The 24,049-nt window shown below is 39.3% G+C and carries 16 protein-coding genes; 1 reads left to right on the top strand and 15 read right to left on the bottom strand.

What is annotated here, in order from left to right:
• The 8 genes from QZ488_RS01920 to QZ488_RS01885 all read right to left on the bottom strand — a co-directional run.
• The coding region (locus QZ488_RS01920; protein ID WP_293745944.1) for an alanine--glyoxylate aminotransferase family protein at positions 1 to 959 on the bottom strand (959 nt) is incomplete at its 3' end.
• 389 nt (positions 960 to 1,348) lie between these two features.
• A complete protein-coding gene (locus QZ488_RS01915) occupies positions 1,349 to 1,867 on the bottom strand; it encodes a gamma carbonic anhydrase family protein (RefSeq protein WP_293745943.1) in 519 nt (172 codons plus the stop codon).
• Between the two features lie 2 nt (positions 1,868 to 1,869).
• On the bottom strand, positions 1,870 to 2,727 hold the full coding sequence (locus tag QZ488_RS01910) for an acyl-CoA thioesterase domain-containing protein (RefSeq protein WP_293745942.1): 858 nt from the start codon (positions 2,725 to 2,727) through the stop codon (positions 1,870 to 1,872).
• Positions 2,728 to 2,750: 23 nt separating this feature from the next.
• Positions 2,751 to 4,625, bottom strand: coding sequence for a protein kinase (locus tag QZ488_RS01905; protein ID WP_293745941.1), 1,875 nt, complete (start codon positions 4,623 to 4,625; stop codon positions 2,751 to 2,753).
• A 14-nt stretch (positions 4,626 to 4,639) separates the two neighbouring features.
• Positions 4,640 to 5,515 carry a 23S rRNA (adenine(2030)-N(6))-methyltransferase RlmJ gene (gene rlmJ / locus QZ488_RS01900; RefSeq protein WP_293745940.1) on the bottom strand — a complete coding sequence of 292 codons (876 nt, stop codon included), beginning with the start codon at positions 5,513 to 5,515 and terminating at the stop codon, positions 4,640 to 4,642.
• A 90-nt stretch (positions 5,516 to 5,605) separates the two neighbouring features.
• Positions 5,606 to 6,835, bottom strand: coding sequence for a 2-oxo acid dehydrogenase subunit E2 (locus QZ488_RS01895; RefSeq protein WP_293745939.1), 1,230 nt, complete (start codon positions 6,833 to 6,835; stop codon positions 5,606 to 5,608).
• Positions 6,836 to 6,856: 21 nt separating this feature from the next.
• On the bottom strand, positions 6,857 to 7,834 hold the full coding sequence (locus tag QZ488_RS01890) for a transketolase C-terminal domain-containing protein (protein WP_293745938.1): 978 nt from the start codon (positions 7,832 to 7,834) through the stop codon (positions 6,857 to 6,859).
• Between the two features lies 1 nt (position 7,835).
• A complete protein-coding gene (locus QZ488_RS01885; protein WP_293745937.1) occupies positions 7,836 to 9,020 on the bottom strand; it encodes a thiamine pyrophosphate-dependent dehydrogenase E1 component subunit alpha in 1,185 nt (394 codons plus the stop codon).
• 282 nt (positions 9,021 to 9,302) lie between these two features.
• On the opposite strand from QZ488_RS01885, the gene QZ488_RS01880 reads away from it, so the two are divergent.
• On the top strand, positions 9,303 to 11,132 hold the full coding sequence (locus tag QZ488_RS01880) for a M2 family metallopeptidase (protein WP_293745936.1): 1,830 nt from the start codon (positions 9,303 to 9,305) through the stop codon (positions 11,130 to 11,132).
• Between the two features lie 59 nt (positions 11,133 to 11,191).
• Here QZ488_RS01880 and QZ488_RS01875 read toward each other — a convergent pair whose 3' ends face one another.
• From QZ488_RS01875 to QZ488_RS01845, 7 genes are all read right to left on the bottom strand, one after another.
• A complete protein-coding gene (locus QZ488_RS01875) occupies positions 11,192 to 13,957 on the bottom strand; it encodes a TonB-dependent receptor (RefSeq protein WP_293745935.1) in 2,766 nt (921 codons plus the stop codon).
• Between the two features lie 217 nt (positions 13,958 to 14,174).
• Positions 14,175 to 15,218, bottom strand: coding sequence for a FecR domain-containing protein (locus QZ488_RS01870; RefSeq protein ID WP_293745934.1), 1,044 nt, complete (start codon positions 15,216 to 15,218; stop codon positions 14,175 to 14,177).
• Positions 15,215 to 15,769 carry an RNA polymerase sigma factor gene (locus QZ488_RS01865; RefSeq protein ID WP_293745933.1) on the bottom strand — a complete coding sequence of 185 codons (555 nt, stop codon included), beginning with the start codon at positions 15,767 to 15,769 and terminating at the stop codon, positions 15,215 to 15,217. Before QZ488_RS01865 ends, QZ488_RS01870 begins: the two co-directional genes overlap by 4 nt.
• Positions 15,770 to 15,804: 35 nt before the next feature.
• Positions 15,805 to 17,259: a tetratricopeptide repeat-containing sulfotransferase family protein gene (locus tag QZ488_RS01860; protein ID WP_293745932.1), complete on the bottom strand. Its 1,455-nt coding sequence runs from the start codon at positions 17,257 to 17,259 to the stop codon at positions 15,805 to 15,807.
• A 62-nt stretch (positions 17,260 to 17,321) separates the two neighbouring features.
• Positions 17,322 to 19,925, bottom strand: a complete 2,604-nt coding sequence (locus tag QZ488_RS01855) for a TonB-dependent receptor (protein WP_293745931.1) — start codon at positions 19,923 to 19,925, stop codon at positions 17,322 to 17,324.
• A gap of 326 nt (positions 19,926 to 20,251) precedes the next feature.
• The gene (sohB, locus tag QZ488_RS01850) at positions 20,252 to 21,289 is read right to left on the bottom strand and encodes a protease SohB (RefSeq protein ID WP_293745930.1); all 1,038 of its coding nucleotides are present in this window, start codon (positions 21,287 to 21,289) and stop codon (positions 20,252 to 20,254) included.
• A 96-nt stretch (positions 21,290 to 21,385) separates the two neighbouring features.
• A complete protein-coding gene (locus QZ488_RS01845; RefSeq protein WP_293745929.1) occupies positions 21,386 to 23,986 on the bottom strand; it encodes a VolA/Pla-1 family phospholipase in 2,601 nt (866 codons plus the stop codon).
• Positions 23,987 to 24,049 lie beyond the last annotated feature (63 nt).

Below are 24,049 nucleotides of genomic sequence, written 5' to 3'. Positions count from 1 at the left end.
TCAATGCCGGCAGGAATTCTAACCATATTTAGTTGTGGTAAACGATACTTCTCTTCTACCACTAGTTCTAATCCCAACTTGTCAAAACCTGACTTTAAATTCAGGTGGTTTTGATAATGTCTTGCCCAAGCATTCTCTAGTCCTTCTTTATGTAATATAAGTAATGATTCATGTAAGGCATAGATACTGTTAACTGGCGCTGTATGGTGATAGGCGCGCTTAGCTCCCTGCCCCCAATACCCCATTACCAAATCCATATCTAAAAACCAACTTTGCACAGGATGTTTACGCTGCTTTATCACTTCGATGGCCTGTTCGCTAAAAGAAACAGGGGATAACCCAGGTACACAAGAAAGACACTTTTGTGTACCTGAATAAATAGCATCAATCTGCCAATCATCAACTTTAAGTTTGCTACCGCCTAATGACGTCACTGCATCTACTATACTTAAACAATCAAACTCTTTGGCTAATTGACACAATGCCTTGGCATCATTTAAAACACCGGTAGAGGTTTCAGCATGTACAAAAGCCAAAACTTTAGTATCCGGGTTGGCTAGTAAAGTTTCTCTTACTTTATTCAAATCTGTGGGTTTACCCCACTCATCTTGGACCATAATCGCTTGTCCACCACAGCGCTGGACATTTTGCTGCATACGTCCACCAAACACGCCATTTTGGCAAACTACTACTTTATCTCCGGGTTCAATCAAGTTAACAAAAACTGATTCCATCCCCGCCGAACCAGGCGCCGAGATAGGCATGGTTAACGCGTTATCCGTTTGAAACGCATACTGTAATAACTGTTTGACTTCATCCATTAAGTCTACAAATTTAGGGTCTAGGTGACCTATAGTTGGTCTACCCAAAGCCTCAAGAACTTGTGGATATACATCTGAAGGACCTGGCCCCATAAGCACACGAGTGGGTGGTATAAATGATGAAAATGATTGAGGCATAATGATTCCGAATTCAAACTAATTTAATTGTCAGATTTTTACAGTATTAACCCTTTGCCACAAGACAAGAATACTGAGCATAACCGAGATAAATACTCATTCACCTCGACATTCTAGTGTTGAACATATGTATATTCTAAATAACCAAAACATCTATAACTTAAAGTCAAAGACCGCATGATTTGGAGTTAAGGTGTTGTTTTATCGAGAGAATTAAATAAACTTTAAAAATTGTTTATTATTCACACAAAGTTGTTCTATTATTACTAGTCCAGTTTCATGACTTTTTACTTTAAGGACGAAGTTATATAGTTAGCGCACGGCTCAAAGAGAGCCATTCCCCTAAGCCCGAACTAGTAATAGTTTCGGGCATTTTTTTGCCTAGATAGTTAACACTGCTTTAACTCATTTAAAAATCGTTTAGCATTTTCGACGTAATGCTGGGCTGATTGTTCAAGCATTTGCTTTTGTTGTTCAGGAATTGCTTTAATTATTTTAGCAGGCGACCCCATAACTAAAGAACCATCAGGTATTTGCATGTTTTCGGTAATTAAACTGTTGGCACCGATAACGCAATGTTTACCAATTTTAGCGCCGTTTAACACCACGCTGTTAATTCCAATTAAACTGTAGTCACCAATCTCACAGCCATGCAACATCACTTTATGGCCTATTGTAACGCCCTTACCAATGGTTAGTGGCACGCCAAAATCAGTGTGTAATACTGAACCGTCCTGCACATTGCTGTCTTCACCCACAGTGATAACATCACAATCTCCTCGTATCACTACATTAAACCAAACGCTGCTGTTTTTTAGTAAAACAACTTTACCTATAACATGAGCACCGGGTGCAACAAATACATCCTCTGCAATCTGAACATGATCATCGCCTAAAGAGTAGAACACTTTTATTCTCCTATTTTTCGTAATAAGCCTTCTTGCATGGTAGATGCTACAAGTTTACCTTCACGATTAAAAAATTGACCTTTTACTAATCCTCTAGCGCCACCGGAAAAAGGACTTTCTGCACAATAAAGCAACCAATCATCAAAATCGAAAGGGTGATGAAACCACATTGAGTGGTCAATAGTTGCCATACGCAAGTTTTTGTCTTTAGTCGACACGCCATGAGGTTGAAGCGCAGTAGACAGAAGATGGTAATCAGACGCGTAGGCCAACATCACTTGGTTAAGGTTGATATTTCCAGACAACAATTCTTGCGCTTTCATCCATATATAACGTTTGGGCTCTTGTACTATTGCATTCTCTGGTGACACAAAGTCAACTGTACGCATATCAATCGGCTTGTGATAGCCAATGCTTTCACGCATAGATTCAGGCATGTCTTGGGTAATATCAAAGACTTTACTATCAGACCCAATATCTTCGGGTGGTGGTACGTTAGGCATGTCTGCATATTGATGTTCAAGACCTTTTTCTGGCATTTGAAAAGACGCAGTCATATAAAAAATGTTTAGCCCGTTTTGAATGGCTTTTACCCTTCTAGTGGAGAAACTACGGCCGTCACGTACATTTTCGACGTCAAATACAACCGGTTTATTCGCATCACCGGGCAAAAGAAAATAACTATGAAATGAATGAGTGATACGTCCTTCAGGTAAGGTGAGTTGTGCCGCAGCCAAAGCCTGGCCTAAGACCTGCCCTCCAAACAATGCACGAAAACCTAGGTCCCAACTTTGACCACGAAATAGACCCTCTTCCAATTTATCAAGGGTCAACAATTCTACTAGTTTTACGTCTGACATAAGCTCTCAGTTTATTCTAAATACTAAAGTAAACTTACTTCAGTGGGTTGATATGGATCTTTAGGGTAAAATTTATCAGGTAATTGCTCCTGATGGGTAAAAAATCGAGTGTCTTTAAAAGGTAGCTTCATAAAACCTGATATGCCCAACCCTTGAATGGTAGGAATAAGGTCTATCACATCTTTTAATAAACTCTTAAATTCCAATTCCAAACCATGATTAAGTAACTTGTAATCGCTGTGGATTTTCAGGTGATTGGGTAAAGATTCAAAAATGATGCAACCAGTATGGTGAATGCTATTTAGTTGACTGATGACCGCCATTAAAGCTTTAGATAAGGTCAATAATTCGTCGGGATCATCACCATCTTCAAAATAAGAATGCATACGACTATCATGTTCAGTAAGTGAAACGGCACTTAATTCGTAGGGAATTTGTAAGCCCCTTGCAGGTAAAAATGGACAGGTTTCATCATTGCGTTCAATGTGTAACGTATCCCGAGCGTTAAACATACAACATTTAAAAATACCAATTCTATTAATCGCTCTGGCAAAATGTACAACATTGTTCAGTGAGGCTTCAAACGATTTTTTTAAGGTAACATCATACAAATTCAAGCTAGAATCGATAAAAACACCTGTTTCCTCCCATCTAACCGCTAGCCCTCCTACTAGAGGATATTTCCCTAAGCGACTAACAGCGGCTACAAATGCTTTTTCCGTATCACCCATGCCTTGCATATAGTTTTTGTAATAACGCTCAAACTGGGCATCATCAATATATCTTAGATCTTGTTCTGTTTGGTTTGCCTCAATACGTAAAAATGACTTTCGAGAACTGTACACCACGGTATCAATCTCTTTATCCTTATTACTCACCCTAGTCGGAATTAATGAAATATGCTGCTGATGTATATTTTCATTTAGCACCAGGTTTTTCATGTATTGCATGTTATTAATGAAATAATCACCACCTTGTTCACGCATACTTGGTGAGTTACTCATCATAGCTGTGAGTGTTTTGGCAAGCTCTTGAGGCAAACCGATAGAATTGGGCGTGATAACATTATGTCCAAAACGACTTGACTGGCCAGATGCCAGTGCATATAGCGTACTGGCCAAACCTTGCTCATCAAAACGAACCGAAGATAACCCACCATTTAATTGATCTTCACCTATAAAATAAACGTCACCAAGTCGCGCATTCGTTTGTTGTATGTCGCTAGACATCAAGTCCATTACATTATTGCCAACAAATTGGCCTTGATCGTCAATCTGAGCAAAAACCGACGAGCCCCAATCTATCAGCCCTACCTCTTCACTGGTTTCATCAAATACGATATTCGACGGTTTGATATCGCCGTGTACTATCGGTTTAGGCTGGTTTTGTTGGTGATGGCCACGTAAATACAACAATATATTAGCAAGTTGTGCCGCAATGTTTATCACCAGACGCACTGATAATGGTCCATGCTTAAGAGATATTTTCTCTAAATCTTCTCCTTTCGCTCTTTCCATAACCAAAACCGATTGTTTCTTAATCTTCTGGTATTCGATTAGTTGTGGTACATAGGGATGATTGACCAAACTCAACATATAGGCCTCTTCCTCTAATCGGTCTTGAACGTGTTGCGGTAGGTTTATCCGAGAGAACTTAAATACTTGCTGTTGTTGCTCCGTTTTATTTTGAGATTCAGTAGCATTTAACGCGGTTCCCGCAAACGCAAAACCAAACGCGCCTTTACCTATTAGCTCAATATCTTTATAACCAAGCAACTTCAGCTGCTCAGTACACAACTTAAACCAATCTTTTAGTTTTTTGGCATCTTTGTGGGACAGTAAATATATAGACTGTTCATTAGGGATATAAAAATGTTTTATGTTCGCCGGTTTTAACATTTACGGATTGCCAATTATTCTTCAATTAACCAATCAACTGAGTAAGAAGCACTATTGTTTTGCGCCATTAGTGGTGTAAGTGCTTGTAGGCTTTCTTTTATTTGAACATCTAACTGCCAGGGGGCGTTAATGAGAAGCATTCCAGAGCCATACATACCTCCAGCCTTACTGCCGTCGGTTACGCATAACTCTATTTTAAGCATGTTTTTAAACGATTGCTGGCTTAAGGCTTCCAGCATAGCTTCACTTTTGCCTTTTTTACTAACGCTGCTATCGAAGTCTGCATTCGACACTTGTCTATCAGCAATAAGTGGATACCAAATGGCATAAATAGCCGAGTTCCATTTTTTACTTACGGCAGCTACAGTATCAACTACTTGCTGGTATTCGCTTGCAACTTCATAAGAAGGGTCAATAAGCACCATACCTCTTTGCATATTGGGTGGTGTTAACGCGACTAAACCTTCGTATCCATCCCTATGATGAACTGCGATGTTTTTTCCGCCAATATTGCTCTTTAAATTTTGTATTTCTTGGTTATGCCATTCCATCAATACCATTTTGTCTTGCTCACGCAGCATAGATTTTGCAATTTCTGGTGAGCCGGGGTATTGGTTAAATTCCATATAGTTAGAAACTAAAGACAAATAATGGTTAATCGCTTCGTTTTGTATCGATTGCCCAGTTATACGTTCAATACCCTGCTTAAATTCTTTGGTTTTGAGAGACTCTTGTGAATTTAACTGATACACCCCTGCACCACTGTGAGTATCAAAGTAGCAAAAACCTTTTTCCTTGCTTTTTAATTTGTCGATTATCAACATCTGACAAATGTGTTTTAACACATCACCATGATTACCTGCATGAAAACTATGTCGATAACTTAACAATTGGGAATTCCTTATTTTTACTACTTTATTTAATGCCGCTAATCTTAAAGCAAAAATAAACCCGCTGTTAGCGGGTTTGAAATATTTCTACTATCTTGTTGTTGCCAACATCGTAATTGGATTTTCTAAGTAGGATTTCCATAGGTTGTTAAACCTCACCATAGTGGCACCATCAATCACTCTATGATCACCTGACCAGCTTACATGCATAATGTTTACCGCTTTCACCTGATCATTTTCATCAAACCTAGGTAAACGTTGCATTTTACCTAGCGCCACAATAGCTGATTCTGGCGCATTGATTACCGGTGTAGCCACAGTACCACCTAAAACACCTATATTTGAAATGCTTATAGTGCCGCCTTTTAGATCGTTACTACTTAATCTGCCTAGACGCGCTAAATCGACTAATTCGTTAGATTTTACCGCAATTTCAAATAAAGATAGATGCTGAACCCCTTTGATATTGGGTACAACTAACCCCACTTTAGAGTCCACTGCTAAACCTATATTGTGGTCATCAAAATATGTCACTTCTGAACAATCAGCATTAACTTGACTGTTGATGATAGGGAATTGTTTTAATGCCAATGACATTGCTTTTATAAAAAAGGGCATAAAACTAAGTTTAACCCCTTCTTGTTCAAATGATTCTTTGAGCTGAGCCCTTGTCTCGATCAGTTTATCCATCACGATTTCTTCACTGACGCTAAAATGCGGCACGGTAAAAACCGAATGCATCATATGTTTGGCCATGGCTGCCTGAACCCCACGAATAGGCACAATACGCTTCCCACCACTCACAGCAGGCTTATCAGTGATAGGCTGATTCATAGTAGAGGTAGTGACGTTAAGATCGTTTTTTAATACACGGCCTTTATCTCCACTTCCCACTATTTGTGATAAATCCACTTCTAGCTCTCTGGCTAAGCGTCTTACAGCTGGACTTGCAAGGGCTTTACTTGCTCCTTTAATTGCAATATCAGAAAGAGGTTGATTAGACATTAATTGACTATTTGACGACACCACTTCAGTACTCATTTTCTCTTCATTAGGTTTTGATCCTAACTGAGGGGCATCTTCTTCAGTAGTTTGCATGGCAAACAACGGTGAATGTACTTTAGCGATATTACCCTCGGTGTAATATAATTTAGTCACCACACCACTGTACTTAGCCGGGATTTCAACCAAAGCTTTGTCAGTCATGACTTCAACCACTGGTTGGTCTTCAACAATGTTTTCGCCTTCAGCGACTAGCCATTTGACCACTTCGCATTCAACAATGCCTTCGCCAATATCAGGCAGTATAAAATCTTGCATAATGTGCTCCCTTATATTGAATTAAAAGTTAACGGTGCGTTTAATCGCTTCGAAGGTTTTAAGATGATCTGGCATATATTCTTTCTCATGGGCCAACGGATATGGGGTATCTAAACCACATACGCGGCAAATAGGTGATTCGAGGTGAAGAAAACACTTCTCTTGGACACTGGCTGTAATTTCACTAGCAAAACCAGCGGTCAGTGGTGCTTCGTGATTGATTAGTAGTCGGCCAGTTTTCTCAACTGAGCTACATACCGTTTCAACATCCCAAGGTAAAATGCTCTGTAAATCGATTATCTCGCAAGAAATGCCCTCTGCTTCTGCCATAGCAGCAGCCTTTTCAATTATTTCTACTTGTGCACCCCAAGCTAATAATGAGATATCTGAACCTGTTTTGACAACATCCGCTTTTCCAAGAGGTAATTGATAATCATCTTCTGGCACTTCCCCTACTGAAGCACGATACAAACGTTTCGGCTCCATAAATAGAACAGGGTTATCATCTCGAATAGACGCTAATAACAGCCCTTTTGCTTGATAAGGATTACGCGGAATAACCACTTTCATGCCGGGTATGTGGGCAAAAAACGCTTCAGGTGATTGAGAGTGATAATGACCACCGGCTATACCGCCACCATAGGGAGTACGAATAGTCAGTGTGCCACATGAAAACTGGCCGCCAGAACGATAACGGAACTTAGCCGTTTCATTCACTATTTGATCAAAAGCAGGAAAAATATAATCAGCAAATTGAATTTCAGCAATAGGCACAGAGCCTTGTGATGCAAGCCCTGTAGCAAAACCAATTATTCCTTGCTCGGTTAATGGAGTATTAAAACAACGACCTTTACCAAATTTTTGTTGAAGGTTACTCGTTGCCCTAAATACACCACCAAAATGGCCGACATCCTCACCAAACACCATGACTTTTTCATCGTCACTCATGGCAGTGATCAATGCATTATTCACTGCTTGCAACATATTCATAGTAGCCATGTTATCCCCTCCCTGATGTTTTCGGATATGCATCAGGATACATATCAATGTGTGTTTTTAACTCAGCTAACTGTGCCTTTAAGTGCCATGGTGGTGTGTCGTAAACATCTTCAATAATTTGTTCAATTGGGCATATTGGTACTTGTTCAGCAAGTTTAAGGGCTTTTAATACCTCTTGTCTGGTTTCTTCTATAAAAGTTAAGTTTAGTTTTTCATCTACCCAACCTTTACTTTGCATCCAAGCTTTAAATCGCACCACAGGATCTTTTAAACGCCAACGCTCTTCTTCATCCTTTGAACGGTAGCCAGTAGGATCGTCTGACGTAGAGTGTGCAGCAAGTCTGTAGGTCATTGCCTCAATAAGCACTGGGCATTGATGTTTCAGAGCAATCTCTCTAGCTTGCTGTGTGGCGGCATAAACAGCTAATACATCATTGCCGTCGACTCGAATAGTGCGCACACCATATCCTATGCCTCTAGATGCAATGCCGTCACCAGCAAATTGTTCTTCTGATGGCGTTGAAATGGCATAGCCATTATTTCGGCAAAAGAATATGGCTGGACAATTAAGTACCGCAGCCATGTTAAGTCCAGCGTGAAAATCACCTTCTGACGCTGCACCTTCACCAAAATAACAAATAGTGACAGCATCTAAACCAGCCATCTTTTGACCATAGGCATAACCACTAGCTTGGGGGATTTGTGTACCCAATGGAGAAGAGATAGTCATAAAATTAAGCGCTTTAGACCCATAATGGATAGGCATTTGCCTTCCTTTATTCAGCTCATTTTGATTACTGAACATTTGATCCATAAATTCCTTACTGGAAAACCCTCGATAAGCCAACGCACCTTGTTCACGATATTGCGACATAATCATGTCTTGCGGTTCAAGCGCTGCTGCACTGGCAACAGTTGAAGCTTCTTCTCCAGTACAAGCAAGATAGAAACTTATTCTACCTTGTCGTTGGGCGGCAACCATACGTTCATCTAATAGCCTAACGTATTGCATTGTGTGCAATATTTTCGAAGCCAATTGTTCGTTAACGTCAGGCAACTCTGCTTGTTTATGCGCTGTACCGTCTGGTTGTAAGACTTGCAACATTGGAATATCAATCAGGCCATTTTCAATAACCTTAACGTGATGAGTCAACCCAATATTCGCTAAATGATTTCTATCTTTCATTTACCAACCTATGACTTACACAAACCTTAATACTAGGTTTGTTTGTTTATTGTAATAAGAATGTTAATAGTAGATGGGATTTGAAAACTGGGCGTTGCCAATTCATATAGAAAGTCAACAATAATGGAATGAAACTACTGCATACACTTTAAAAAGGTGATATTCATCCTACTAGTAAATAGACAATGGGATTTTATATGTTATTTTGCTGGTTATCGTTTAACCCCGCCCTTTTTACGGTAAATTAACATCATCCAGTAACGACAATTCAAAGAGTACGTCATGTTGAATAAATATTCTTTGAGCGCAGTGATGTTAGCCGTCTCTGTTGCTTTACTTTCCTGTAACCAAGACTCTAGTTCAGGTAAAACTGCGAGCAAACCTATGCTTAGTAGTGATGATGCCAAGCAATTTGTTGATAATGCCCAATTAGAGTTAGAAAAAATTAGCTTTCCATCAGCAACAGCGTCTTGGGTTTATCAGACTAATATCAATCAAGATACCGCTGCGCTATCTGCCTATTTATCTGAGAAGGTGAGCAGTCTATCCTCTAGTTTGGCTAAACAAGCCGCTGACTTTAATAATGTCGAAGTAGACCCAGACACTCGCAGAAAATTAGATCTAATGCGTAACAGCTTGGTCTTACCTGCCCCCGCCAACCCTGAAAAATCAGCTCGTTTGTCGCAAATCACTTCCGACTTAGAAGGCATGTACGGCAGTGGGAAATACTGTAAAACAGAGAATGACTGCATGGGATTAACTGACATGAGCAGTGTTATGTCTGCTAGCCGTGATGAAGCTCTACTACTAGAAATGTGGCAAGGTTGGCGCCAAGTATCGCCTCCCATGAAAGCATTGTATGAAGAAGAAGTAGAGCTCGCCAATGAAGGCGCCAGAGAGTTAGGATTTACTGATATCAGTGATTTATGGCGCGGTAGTTATGATATGCCTGCAGACGATTTTGCCGTTGAGTTAGATAGATTATGGGGCCAAGTTAAACCCTTTTACGATGCGTTACATTGCCACGTAAGAGCCGAGTTAGGTAACGAATACGGCACAGATAAAGTACCACAAGACCAACCCATTCCAGCACATTTGTTGGGAAATATGTGGGCTCAGTCCTGGGGTAATATTTACGATATAGTCAAACCTAAACAAGAACTAGAGGTTATTGATGTCACACAAGCATTGGCCGATCATAATTATGATGAAATTAAAATGGTCAAGCAGGCTGAGTCGTTCTTTTCCTCTTTAGGATTTGAACCTCTCCCCGATTCTTTCTGGGAGCGTTCTCAGTTTGTAAAACCTGAAGGTCGAGATGTAGTATGCCATGCCTCTGCTTGGGACTTAGATAATAAAGATGACCTACGTATTAAGATGTGTATCCAAAAAACAGGTGAAGAGTTTGCGGTTATACACCACGAATTAGGACATAACTATTATCAACGCGCCTACAAAAACCAGCCTCTTCTATATAAAAACTCAGCCAATGATGGGTTTCATGAAGCTATCGGTGATACAGTGGCGCTTTCCATCACCCCTAAATACCTAAAAGAAATTGGTTTAGTTGACAGTATTCCAGATGCTTCAAACGATATCGGAATGTTACTTAAGTTAGCACTAGACAAAATAGCATTTGTGCCTTTTGGTTTAATGGTAGATCAGTGGCGTTGGAAAGTATTTTCAGGGGAAGTAAAACCCGCTGATTATAATAAAGCTTGGTGGGAACTAAGAGAAAAATACCAAGGCGTTATGGCACCGGTTGTCCGTTCATCAGATGCATTTGATCCAGGTGCTAAATACCATGTTCCGGCTAATACGCCTTATACACGCTACTTTTTAGCACATATTTTACAGTTTCAATTCCATAAAACTTTGTGTGATATTTCTGGAAACACTGATCCCATACACCGCTGTTCAATTTATGGTAGCAAAAAAGCAGGTGAAGCTTTAAACAACATGTTAGAAATGGGTCAAAGCAAAACGTGGCAAGAAGCGTTAACTACTTTAACAGGTAATGGAGAAATGGACGCCAGCGCAATACTAGATTACTTCGCCCCATTAAAAGACTGGTTAGATGAACAAAACCAAGGTAGAACCTGCGGTTTCTAGGATTAACTAGTAGTCTAGACCTTAAAAGTTGTACTCATCAAGGATGATGAGTACCGGCCTTAAAACTCATAAAGCGCTCTTAAATAGTATAATCCTCCATTAATCCCTAAAGGCGAAGTAGCAGCGTATAACGCCCCGGCATTTCCACTATAGGGGTTTCTGTCTGGACGATTATCAAATAGATTTTTTGCACCGGCCGATAGCTTAAAGTTAGCATTGAGCTGATAACTAATGTCTAGATCTAGAGTTACTTCCGATCCTGTATAAATATTTAAACCTGCAGCGGCATCTAAATGATCTTCGTAAAAACCAGCGTAAAAATTCAGCCGAATATTACTGCTTAGATTGTTATACGCTTGAACCACTGAAACACTCCCTCTGTGGGCAGGTAAGTTATCCTCAATCATTTGAATACGTTGTGGGGTAAGGTTTGACTCAAGATATGTTGTGCCGTCAGCCTTCATTCTAGAGTACAAAGTAACTCGGTCTACTTTGGTATCGGTCCAGTTATAAGTAAACATAAAGCGGCTTGGGATATTAAACAAATAGGTTTCATAATTCACCACTGCATCTATTCCTTGAGTGGTTGTATCGAAATCATTAGTAAAAAACTTGGCACTTCCATAACTGGAAGCCTCTGTAATGCCTTCCGACACTAAGGTGTTGATATCATCTTGGCTTAAATGTAATGCTGACGTGGTACTAATCCGGTCATGTAGCTCTATATTGAAGTAATCTAAAGTAAAATAAAATTGTTTCGCTATCTCGCCTACCATGCCAAAACTTATGTTAATTGACTCTTCAGGACTAAGAGGTGTAGCGCCAAGTTGAATGGATATCGGATTAGTAGGAGCTAATGTCGCTTGATCTTCTAAACCACCCGGTGAAAAAGCAGTGGTTACGTTAACCACATTACTTTGCCCTACGGTTGGGGCTTTAAACCCAGTACTAACCGAACCTCGCAACGTTAGCGACTCATTCAAAATCATTCGAGCAGAGACTTTACCGTCAAAATTCGCGCCAAAATCAGTAAAATCTTCATACCTAGCAGCCATACCAAATAAAAATGCATCACTCATGTGTACTTCAAAATCAGTGTAAACAGCCCAATTTCCTCTAGACCATTTTCCTGCAGACTGAGAGTTATAACCATGAAAACCATTGGAGCCTACAGCAAAACCTTGGGACACCCCAGTATTTGGATCAAAGGCAAAATCCCCTACAACATAAGAGGCTAAATCTCCCATTTTTTGTCGGTAACTCTCCCTCCTCCACTCAAATCCTGTGGCAAAATTAATTTGATACTTTTTATCTATGTTAAATTGTTTAAATAAATCTAGATTAATATTTTTTTCTAGTTGACTAGCAAGTCCAGGATCAAAGGAAAAAGGTGTGTTTGGTCCTAAAGATGGATTAACTGTTTGACTAATTTGATAATCGATCTCTGAATACCCTAATCCAGCGCTTAGATCATACTCCCACTCAGTTGACGACTTTCCCTTAAGACCTAACACCCATGATATATCACTTATAGTCCCGCCAAATTGGGGGGTAAATCCTCCAGGTAATATTTCATTAAACGAAAAACAATTTTGTCCTAATGAGGTTGAATCATCCGCAATCAGCAAATAGTCTTGGTCATCCAATATGTTTGCATCCGTTATTAATACTTTTGGACAACTGATACCCTGCTCAACCCCATCTAGATCTGCAACTAATAACGTGGGAATCCCCTGTTCATTGGGCAGTCCTTCAAACACCCCATCTCGAGTTTGGGGATTACGAAAATAGAATCCTCCCAATACTTTTCGTTGAGCTAAATTACTAAATGAATAAAATTCATTACTAGAATCTAAGTCATAACCCATATTGACTAAAAATTTGAGATCATAGTCTATTCTAGGGCTGCCCCAAATTTGCGCAGGACTTTGAACAAACTCATTACCAGCTTCTATCAACTCTAAAGCATCATCTCGTTGTACACTTCTGTTGGTCGATGCTTGCTGTTTATATTCAGTACTTATATTAATGAAGCCATTGGGTCCTAATGTAAAACCAAGGTTTCCTTGAAGTTGCAGTAATTCTCCATCTCCTTGTGCGTATTGCCCCGCTCTAACATCGAAGGTCCCACCCGCATCATTGTCATTAAGTACGAAATTAATCACTCCTGCAATTGCATCAGAACCGTATTGTGCTGCAGCACCATCACGCAGCACTTCAATTTGTTGTAATGAAGAAGCCGGGATATTTGATATATCAACACCTTGTGCGCCATCTGATAACCCGCCCCCTAAAAAGGTAATAGCAGCAGATCTATGTCGCCTTTTGCCGTTTATTAAAATTAATGTATGGTCAGATGCCATTCCTCTAAGGTTTGCAGGTCGTACTAAACTAGAAGCATCGTTGATAGGTTGGTCGTTGACGTTAAAAGATGGCACCAAAGTAGCCAGCATAGAGACAATATCTGTAGAGCCTTGGCGGGTAAATTCATTAACACCAATGATGTCTAAGGGGACGGGTGAATCAGTAACTGAACGTGGTGCAGATCTTGTTCCTACCACTGCAATTTTTTCTATCTCATTCGAAGAAAAAAAGTTTTCAGCATTATGTATAGTTACTATGTTATTTTTTTCAGTGTTATCTACTTGAACAATTGCTTTAACACTCAGTCCATTTTCACTTCTAACTGGATAGAGTCCAGTGCCTTCTAGCAATTTTACTAAGCCTAATTCTATTGTGTAATGTCCATCTAAACTATTAACGACTTCTTTTTCTGCTAGTTCAATGGGAAACAATAAAGTAGTGTCAGCTTGTTGTGCAAACAAAATTAGCGCTTTGTCTGCTGCTTGAGATGGGATATTAAAATGATATTTATTCTTGGCAGTTACCTGACAAGAAATAAATATTATAAATACTACAAGTACGCGCATATAACAGAAATTTAACTGAAAACAATATGGTTAAGCAGTCTAGCACGTCGGTTTCTATTCGAAAATGTTCATTTGAGGCTAATACCCTCTAAATAAACAATACATCAAATCCCTATATACCCGATGATAATACTATCGTTTTTTCATCCTGTTTTGAGTAAACAATGTTGAAGTTGTTTTCAAGTGCAAACAATAACCCTTGTATATCACCTGCTTTAAAATACCCTGCGACTCTTCTGTTTTTTACTTTGTCATCTGCTAATGAAAAATTAATAGATGTATACCGGCCTATCTCTAGTAAGGCTTCTGCCAAAGGTTCTCCATGAAATACCAACATTCCTTGTTGCCATGCTAAATCATTTTTAACTTGTTCATCCGACAACGTTAAATGTTGCAGCGTTTGCTGTCCAACTAGCGCTTTTTGACCTGCAATCATCAATTCACCCAAACCGTCAAGAGGATGTGTTAAGGCTGAATCATCGCTATTGTTAATAGGGGGTAATTTATTTGCGACTAATACTTTTCCATCGGTTACTAATAATTCAAATTGCTGAGCATTGTTAATTTGGACATTAAAAGCGGTTCCAACAGCAGTTACAGTATTACCTGCAGCTTTGACTATGAAAGGTCGTTGTTCGTCGTGGGCTACTTCAAAATGTGCTTCCCCGCGAAGCAAATGAATATCTCTTCGCGTGTCAGAGAAATCAACTGAGATTAAACTATCAGTATTTAGATGTATTACTGAACCATCTGATAATGATACTACCCGTTGTTCGCCTATTGATGTTTCAGCATCAAGCACCAACAGTGGGGATTCACCTATTGAAGACATGTTCGGGGTGCTCAGCCATACCAAACAGCTAATAAAAATAAAACTTGCCGCAATGGCCATGGTTTTTCTAATGGACAACCTATTAGTTTTCTCTAAATGATTATCTCGTAATGGAAACAAAGCGCTCAATTCATGTAATACACTTAACTCGTCCCATGTTTGGGCGACGTCAAATAGGCACTGTCTATGAGTATTACTGATATTTACCCAATCAGAGAACCCCTGCTCTTCAGTTTGGCTTAGCCCTCGATCAAAACGACTAATCCATTCACAAGCTTGCTGATGAATATCTTGTTTACTACTAAATTTTTGCACGTTATTCATTTGCTTCCTTGGCGTTTTTCATTTGCTGGACTTGCTTTGTTGTCCGTATTGGCCAATTGCTGCATATAAATCGAACACTGAAGCAACCCTTTAGCCACATGTTTTTCAACCGTGCTTTGGCTTAATCCAATATGTTCTGCGATATCTTTCTGGCTCATTCCATAAACTTTCTTTAATAGAAAAACCCTTTTCACCTCAACCGACAACGTATCTGTGGCGCGGCAAAAATGTAAAAATCGTTCTTTGCTTTGAACCTGACTTTCCAAACTTTTACTGGTTAAGTCATTAGGTAAATTCTGCATTTCATCAAGGGACTGGTTTTTTCTTTCACTAGCCTTTGCAACGTGGTTAAGTGCAAGGTTTCTAGCAGTCGTTAACATATAAGTTCGCTCGTAGGTTATTTCATGCTTGAGTTCAGCCTCATAACTTTTAACGAAGGTCTCTTGTACAATATCTTCAATATCATCACTACGCACGATACCGCCAATCACCCGCACGAGTTGCGAGCGACACTTAAGATATGTATGTTCTAATGTCGATTTATTAATCATAATATCCAGTCAGTTTAAAAATTTCTTGCAGTACATTAATCCCCATATGCACTTCCTGTAAAAAGGCGTAATTTATCTGCATAATTATGCCAACTTTTAATGCTTTTTGTATTGATTGGTCGACGAACTTGAATATTACTTAATGTTTTAACTATTTTGTCTTTCACTTTTGGTTGTTCCAATTGATTTGGTAAACCAAAACATTCATAAATATCGTTGATTATCTTGGTTTTATCTAAAACCAGTTCTTCATAACTGACTTCATAAATAAACTTAGGTAATTGAACCTTCCAATATAGCATCAGATCAGTATACAAATTGTGGTACTGTTTAAACTCGTCAAGCGAACTGAAATAAGGTTCATTCTGGGAAAAATTATTTCGATAAATAGATAATGCTATGTCAGGTAAATCTCGAGTAATATGCAAGACTTTAGCATTAGGAAACAATTTATAAATCAAACCAATTGATTGAAAGTTAGCGGGTAACTTATCAATCACATATTGATTCCCTTTTGAATGTATCGACATTTTATCGAGATAAACTTGTGCCGCTATGGCCATCTGTTGTTTGGAAACCTCAGCCATTACGTAAGGGTATTGTAAATTGGTTTGTGAAAATAGGTAGTTAACCACATCACGACTTAAATAAGGCACTTCTCCAGCGGATGATATATCTTGATGATCAGTCAATAGTTGTTCAAGTAAAGTCGAGCCTGTACGAGGTAAACCAAGTATGAAGATAGGTATAATTTCTTGTAAAGAATTATCTTCTTTTAGCTCCCTTTGGACTGACAATACATTCGCATTTGCAGTTATTTTTATGTCTTGAAAAAAGTAATTCAATTCGCTAGTTTGAAATTGGTTTTGCTTTGCTTGTGACAAGTTGGCCTGCTCAAAATACTCCCAAGCTAACGAGTAATTTTTCACACTGTCCAATACATTGCCAAATGCATACAGAAGTACGATTGACTCTTGAGAATCTGGAACCGCTTGTTTTAAACGTTCCTCAAGTAACGTAAAATATTGTTTTGGATTACCATTCAGCCGCGTCAATTCTTGGAGTGCATATGACGCTAGGGTGTCTTGGGTGAATTTAATAACAGTGCTAAATGATTGTTCAGCTTTATCTAAGTAGCCAAACAAAATGTATTGTAGGCCTAAATGATAATGTACATATGGATTGTTTGGTAACTGATGTTTTGCATACTCCAATGCGGTTAATCCATCAGCTTCAAAATTAATCCCGTTAAAGGCTTCCGATAAATAAATTAAAGGTGATGCTTCATTAGGCAATAACTCGCAGCTTTTTCTTAAGAAGGTAACGGCTTTGTCAAATTGTTCAACTTTTAAAGCGATTCTTCCCATCCCCAAGAACGCTTCACCACATTCAGGCTTACTCAAAATTGTTTCTTTATATAAACGTTCAGCTTGTACTAAATCATTCATGTTAAAAAACTCAGCTGCTTGTTGTAGTTTTGATAATCTCATCAATTTAACAATAGTAATAAAATGCAAAAAAAAGCCTTACCAATTAGGTAAGGCTATCATTTTTAGAAGTTGTAGCTTGCATTTACGTAATACAGACCACCATTAAAGCCCATAGGTGATGTTTCATAATATACACCTCCCCAGTTGTTATTAGGAATACCTTGTGAAGAAGGAATGTTAATTCTTTCAGCTTCCTGATCGAACAAGTTTTGTGCGCCAACACTTAATGTAATTGCGTCACTAACCATATAACTTACTTCCAAATCAACAGTCATAGCCGCACCTGCAGTAATTGCCGTTGCGTCATAGTCAACATGAACACCTTGATACTCACCGTAGTAGTTTACTCGCGTAAACATTGAAACATCTTCCCAAGATTGTGCCCAGGTAAACGTAGCTCTATGGTTAGGCAAATCTTCTTCTAAGCGTTTAACCTTAAAAGCGCCGGTGATATCAGAAAATTTAGTTACTTCCGTATCATTCCAGTTGTACGCCAAACTAAAGGTTGAATCGCCATCGAAAAGGTCAGCTGTATAGTTAGCAACTATATCAATCCCCTGAGTCGTAGTATTAAAGTCATTAGTGAAAAAGCTTACTTGTTGGAAGCTATCAATATTCGGCTCAATTGACCTAAGTGCATCTTTATCTTCTGCAGTTAAGTTAATTTTGTCAGATTGGCTAAGGCGATCTGATACTTCAATATGATAGTAATCAACTGTCATAAAGAAATCGCCGCTTTGGTAAACACCACCTAAAGTATAACTATCAGATTCTTCAGGTTGTAATTCAGTACCACCTAATTGAATAGCAATAGGATTAGTTGGCGCTAAAAGAGCTGAATCAACTAAAACACCACCACTTAAGTTAGTTTGTACGTTACTTACGTTAGCTTGACCAACAGTAGGAGCTCGGAAACCAGAACTGATTGAACTACGTAATGACAATTCATCAGTTAAATGGAATTGAGCAGATATTTTGTAATTAGTGGTTGATCCAAAACTATCATAATCTTCAAAACGTAAAGCACCACCCAATAATAGAGCTTCAGTCACTTGTGCTTCAACATCTACATAAGCAGCATAGTTTCTTCGAGTTGACACTCCGGCATCGTTAGGCTTGAAGCCTGGAAAACCATTTGAACCAATACCAAAACCTTGAGACGTTAAAGGACCAGCTGTATAAGAAGCAACATCACCAGCAATAACTTCATATGATTCTTCATGCCATTCTAAACCACCGGCTACATTAACTAGGTCGTTTAACCCCATATCAACTAATTTAACTAAATCAAAATTAAAGTTTTTCTCAAGTTGAATATACTTACCAGGTTTAAAATCACGAGGTGTATTTGGCCCTAAAGAAGCGTTAAGCGTATTATATATTACATATTGAGATTCATTGCGCCCTACTGAACCACTTAAGTCATATAAAACGCCATCAGCAAAACCGCCTTTAAACTCGCCTTTAGTACCAATAGTGAAAGATGTATCAGTTATGTTACCACCAAAGTTTGGTGTAAAGCCTTCAGGGATAAGTTCGTTAAATGCAAAACAATTAGCGTTATTTTGTACGCCATCAATATAATTTTGTTGGGTTGTAACATTTGCAGAGGTAATTGGAATAACAGGACAATCAATACCATCACCTAAGCCTAAACCAGTATTTACTTGGCCTACAGGACCCGGAGTTAAATCACCAACTAGCAAAGTCTGACCGCCATCTAAAGAGTATACTGTTCCACGAGTGTGAGGGTTTCTGTAGTAAAAGCCACCACGCACATCACGTTCAGAGTAGTTACCAAACATGTAAAACTCTTTATCGTCACCTAAGTCCAAACCAACATTACCAAAAATAGTGATATCGTCGTTAATTTCTGGTGAACCCCAAATCTGAGCTGGGTCAGCAACATTCAAACCAGCTTCACCGAAAGCTAAAGCATCTGGACGCTGTACACTTCGACTAGTGGCATCAGCATTTTTATATTGAAAGCTTACATTAGCAAAACCATCTTTAGTAAATGGCATCCCCACGTTTCCTGAAACCTCAGTAGAGGTACCATCGCCTTCATAATATTCACCATGACGCACATTTAGCGTACCGCCGTCAGAATCATCTTTAAGTACAAAGTTCATTACGCCCGCGATAGCGTCTGAACCATACTGTGCTGCTGCACCGTCTCTTAATACTTCAACCTGCTTAATAGCAATACTTGGAATAACTGAAATATCAGGGCCTTGTGCACCATCATTTATACCACCACCCAAAAAGGCGATGACTGATGAACGATGTCTTCTTTTACCATTTAGAAGGATTAAAGTGCTGTCTGCAGGTAAACCACGTAAATTAGCTGGACGAACTAGCGATGCGGCATCACTTATAGGGTTAGAATGTACATTTAAAGAAGGTACAGTACCTTTTAGTATTTCCAACATATCAGAGTTACCTGATTTAGATAATTCATCCGAACCTATAATATCAATTGGCACAGGTGAGTCAGCTATTGAACGAGGTGCTGCACGACTACCTACCACAGCAATTTTTTCTACACTTTCATCTGTTCCAGCTTCTTGAGCTACTACTGGTGAAATTGAAACTACACTTGCTGCGGCAGACGCAGCGATGACATAACGAATATTTTTCGCTAATTTAGTTATTGAAGTTCTCATAGTTGTTTCCAGCTTAATTTTTTTATAATGCTTAAAGGTTATTTTAGAGCCCTTTAAGTGCTTGTATATGGTTATGTTCACGCCTTTAAAATTAAACGCGCGTTGAATTTATATACTTGTCAAAGCATAAAAACAAACAATTTAGTTGAAATAAAAAATATATATTTTTTGATAGAGGATTTTTAGTTTTGCTTTGTCTGTGCGGTGTTGGGAAGTTTTTAACTAATGCAGACGTTTCAAAAAATGTAGTTTTAGCAATGCCTATTATAGGTTTTAAACGAAGAAGGCTTAACGCCCTCCCCCTTATGAGATTGTGAATCTACTAATTAGCGAAAAGTAGTTTCACTTTTGCTCCAAAGTTTCATCAATAATGACTCAACTGAAATACTAGCTGCTAAACCTAATCTTTCAGGTAAGCTTTTTTTCATACTGTATTTGACGGTGAAGATTTTCTTATCTTGATTGGCAGTCAATATATAATCATCAGAAGTTTGGATTTCATCGACTAAACCCAATTCCTTAGCTTTAATACCATACCAATATTCACCTGTTGCCACTTTAGCAATGTCCAAATCTGGTCTTTGAGATTGTACAAAATCTTTAAACATGTGATGTACGTCTTCAAGTTTAGCTTTAAACTTTTCACGGCCTTGGTCATTGTTTTCACCGAACATAGTCAAGGTGCGTTTAAATTCGCCGGCAGTATGTTGTTCAAACTCTATATTACTTTTCTTTAATAACTTATTGAAATTCGGTAATTGTGCGATCACACCAATTGAACCAATAATCGCAAATTTTGCTGCCAATACATGGTCGGCAACACAAGCCATCATATAACCACCACTTGCTGCTACTTTATCCACAGATATAGTCAGCTTAATCTTTTTGTCTTTAATTCTTTGTAGTTGTGATGCTGCAAGACCATAGCCGTGCACTACCCCACCGCCACTTTCAAGCCTGACTAACACTTCGTCTTCTGGTTTAGCTACACATAAAATTGCAGTCACTTCCTCACGTAGATAATCCACTTCATGAGCATCCATCGAACCAGAAAAGTCAATTACAAAAAGTTGGCCTTTTGACGCTTCTTGATTATCTTTATTCTTTTGTTCTTTCTTCTTAGCTTTTAACACCTTCTTTTGTTCTTTGTGGAATTGTTTAAGTTCATCTTTTCCTAACAACTCACTTCTTGCAAAATCAGTAATCGCCTCTAACTTGTCTGATAATGAAGATATTTCAAGATGGCCTTTACCGTGTTTTTGTTTACTAACTAAGCCAATGATACCGCCTAGTGCCAAAAGAATAGCCAATACAATTGTTATGGCTTTTGCGATAAATAATCCGTATTCGTATAAAAATTCCAATCGGGTTTACTCCTAAAAACTGTTTTGCCTGATATGGGGATAAAAAAGCAAAAAAAAAGCCAAGTGATTAACTCGGCCTTTTTTTTACTAGTTTGTTTAGTTTTCGACTACTGGCGAATTTTCCGTAACAACTATGTTAGCACCGCCTGAAACAATAAATGAAACGGCTTGGCTTTGCATTTCTGCAGTGGTTGCAGCACTTGGTGCTGGAGAGAGTAGCGAACCATGGCTTCCTGCTATAAATCTAACAACCCCACTTCCTTGAGCCGTAGAAGATACTTTAGGTAACCCCATGATATCAGCCAATGGCTGTCCTCCAACTAAAGGCAACGATGTTGTAACTGGGTTGACTTGATCGGTCAGCGCTGTACTGCCATCGTCATTGGTTCCACCACCTACAATCAGCTGCACTAATGTTGGCGTAGTACTTGTCAATTCAGCGCCATAACTAATCGGGTCAGCAGCATCAGTAACCGTTTGCGCGGCGAAAGCGACAGAAGCAAAAGTAGCATTCATTACTGCAGCTTGCTCAGCAGAAATCACTTGCTCAAATGCTAAGAAAGCTGGACTTATCGCTGCTTCTGCAGGTATTCCATTTTCTACTGCAAAGGCCGTTAAAAACGCTACAAAATCGGAAGAGGTTGCTGCTAATAGCTGACCCTTAATAGTTGGACCAAAAACAACTGAATCAATTGAACCTGCTGTGGTACCTCCTGTAGGTACATTAATATTGGCCGTTTTAAACTCGTACATACTATCAAAAGCGGCTAAATCGCCTCCCAAACTTTTGTTAGCTAGCGCAACTGCACCTGTTCCAAATATGGCACCTAAACTCTGGCCCATAAAATGAACATCAGTTGTATTTAAATCAACTAAACCTGTTGAATCATTGATACTGTTAAGTGCCAATCTAAAAGCCATAATATCAGCGATACTTTGACGACCATTATCTCTGGTATTTAATACGACTAAAGAGGTGTAGCCAGCAAAATCAAACACATCTTCACCAATTGTAATGATTCGGTCACCGTGTAGTGGATGATCAATTGCTGCAGTAGCGTAACCAGCCATGGCTAATGCAGATGCTATTAGCATAGCATTACTTTTTGAACCGCCTAAACCATGTTGAAACACCAGTACTGGCCAGCCCCCATCAGGTTTAGTTAGCGCAGGGACCAACCCACCACTTGCCGCAGATATCATGGCAATCACTGATTCGTCTGGAATGGTAAATTGCACCCGGACATCTTCAGTGCCTAACTCATTATACAGGGTGCTTTCATCATCGACTTGGCGGCCTCTTAACGTAGGAATTGGATTGTATTTAGTGATATTTCTTGGGTCTGTCATACCTAAACTAGTTAAATCTAAATCAAATAAGGTTCCTCCTGATGCTAACTGACATTTCGCATTGTTAGGACCCACTTGACCTGCTTGAATTAATCCAGTGATTATATCCCCCCCCAAAGATTGCAAAGTTGCTCCACTAGTACACGCGGCTCTCCACCAGTCGTTGGCAGGATTAGTAGTACTAGAGTAATAAGGGAGGTTTACCTCACCTTCAACAATCGTGGAAGTACAAAACATGCCAACTGATGCAAAAGTAGCTGATGCTGTTGCATATAAGGGAGATGTTGGATCAGAAACTGCTGCAATAAGCCCGTCACAAGTGTCCAGTCCAAAAGCTTCTAATTGTGATAACTGGTCAGCAGGTAGTAAAAAAGAAGAGACGTTTTCAAATACCGAATCTGCTCCTGTAGTTAGTTCAGTGTTGATGGTCGGTAAATATTGCGAAGCGACGGCATTGGCTGTTGCTAAATCAGCACCATTAGCTAAAGTTTGCTGAAATGCTTGTGCAAAAGACGCGATATTCAATTGCTTCACTGTGGTTAGTGAATCATCAGTGGATTGAGTAGAAAAATAAGCGGCATAAGATACATCATTTGAAGCCAATCCAGCTGGTTCTAGTACATTCACTAAAGTATTAACTAAGCCCTGTAATTGTAAAAGGTCGGGAGACCCCAATGCGTTAGTCGTAATATCTTGACGCGCCAGTTCCCATGAGATGGACCCTTTCACCGCTCGACCGTCGGTAGATTTTAATTCTTCGGTGACGACTAACATATGGCCCTGCGAAGACTTCATAGGCGTAAGTGGTACAACATTTATTGCGCCTGTGCCAGCTGCATAAGAGGCCACAAAATCGACGCCATAAGTCAACTCTTCACCCAATTCACAAGGTACACCAGGAGCCGCAAGCGAAGCGGCGAGAGCTTGACAAGTTTCGGAAGTCCCTTCTAACGCCTGAGTTGCTTCAAAAATTCGAATCGATGAGCCTGAGACTGTTGAACTATCAATATCTAAGTTGTCTGGTAGTAACACTCGAATTGAAAAAGGCATATGCGCAGACCAACCATCCAATGCACTAAGGGAATGCAGTGGATTTGCGGGGTCAAACTCATCAGCCCCTTCTGTGTTTAGGGTGAAATCAAAAAAGTTACCGCTAGGGATCATTAAAAAATCATTAGGCACATTTAAATCAGCAGTGGCCGGATTAAACACTACCCGGACAAAAGGCTCTTCAAGCACAACCACTTCCGTGTCATCTGTTACTGTTACATCCCCTGGTAAATCACCTCCACATGCTGACAACCCAAGTAGCGTGATTATCCCTGTACTAAGTAGTGTTTTTTTCATTATCCTGCCTCTATTTCATTTTGTTTTTATGTCGTAAGTCATTGGTATTATGTTTATTAATAA

The sequence above is a fragment of the uncultured Paraglaciecola sp. genome (genome assembly GCF_913020055.1).
Taxonomy (GTDB): Bacteria; Pseudomonadota; Gammaproteobacteria; order Enterobacterales; family Alteromonadaceae; genus Paraglaciecola.
This window is presented reverse-complemented; position numbering and strand designations above follow the sequence as displayed.

Excerpts from the sequence above, each read along its gene's own strand:
- QZ488_RS01910 (WP_293745942.1), bottom strand. The coding sequence starts at position 2,727 with ATGTCAGACGTAAAACTAGTAGAATTGTTGACCCTTGATAAATTGGAA.
- QZ488_RS01905 (WP_293745941.1), bottom strand. The coding sequence starts at position 4,625 with ATGTTAAAACCGGCGAACATAAAACATTTTTATATCCCTAATGAACAG.
- QZ488_RS01895 (WP_293745939.1), bottom strand. The coding sequence starts at position 6,835 with ATGCAAGATTTTATACTGCCTGATATTGGCGAAGGCATTGTTGAATGC.
- QZ488_RS01890 (WP_293745938.1), bottom strand. The coding sequence starts at position 7,834 with ATGGCTACTATGAATATGTTGCAAGCAGTGAATAATGCATTGATCACT.
- QZ488_RS01885 (WP_293745937.1), bottom strand. The coding sequence starts at position 9,020 with ATGAAAGATAGAAATCATTTAGCGAATATTGGGTTGACTCATCACGTT.
- QZ488_RS01880 (WP_293745936.1), top strand. The coding sequence starts at position 9,303 with ATGTTGAATAAATATTCTTTGAGCGCAGTGATGTTAGCCGTCTCTGTT.
- QZ488_RS01870 (WP_293745934.1), bottom strand. The coding sequence starts at position 15,218 with ATGAATAACGTGCAAAAATTTAGTAGTAAACAAGATATTCATCAGCAA.
- QZ488_RS01865 (WP_293745933.1), bottom strand. The coding sequence starts at position 15,769 with ATGATTAATAAATCGACATTAGAACATACATATCTTAAGTGTCGCTCG.
- QZ488_RS01860 (WP_293745932.1), bottom strand. The coding sequence starts at position 17,259 with ATGAGATTATCAAAACTACAACAAGCAGCTGAGTTTTTTAACATGAAT.
- QZ488_RS01855 (WP_293745931.1), bottom strand. The coding sequence starts at position 19,925 with ATGAGAACTTCAATAACTAAATTAGCGAAAAATATTCGTTATGTCATC.
- QZ488_RS01845 (WP_293745929.1), bottom strand. The coding sequence starts at position 23,986 with ATGAAAAAAACACTACTTAGTACAGGGATAATCACGCTACTTGGGTTG.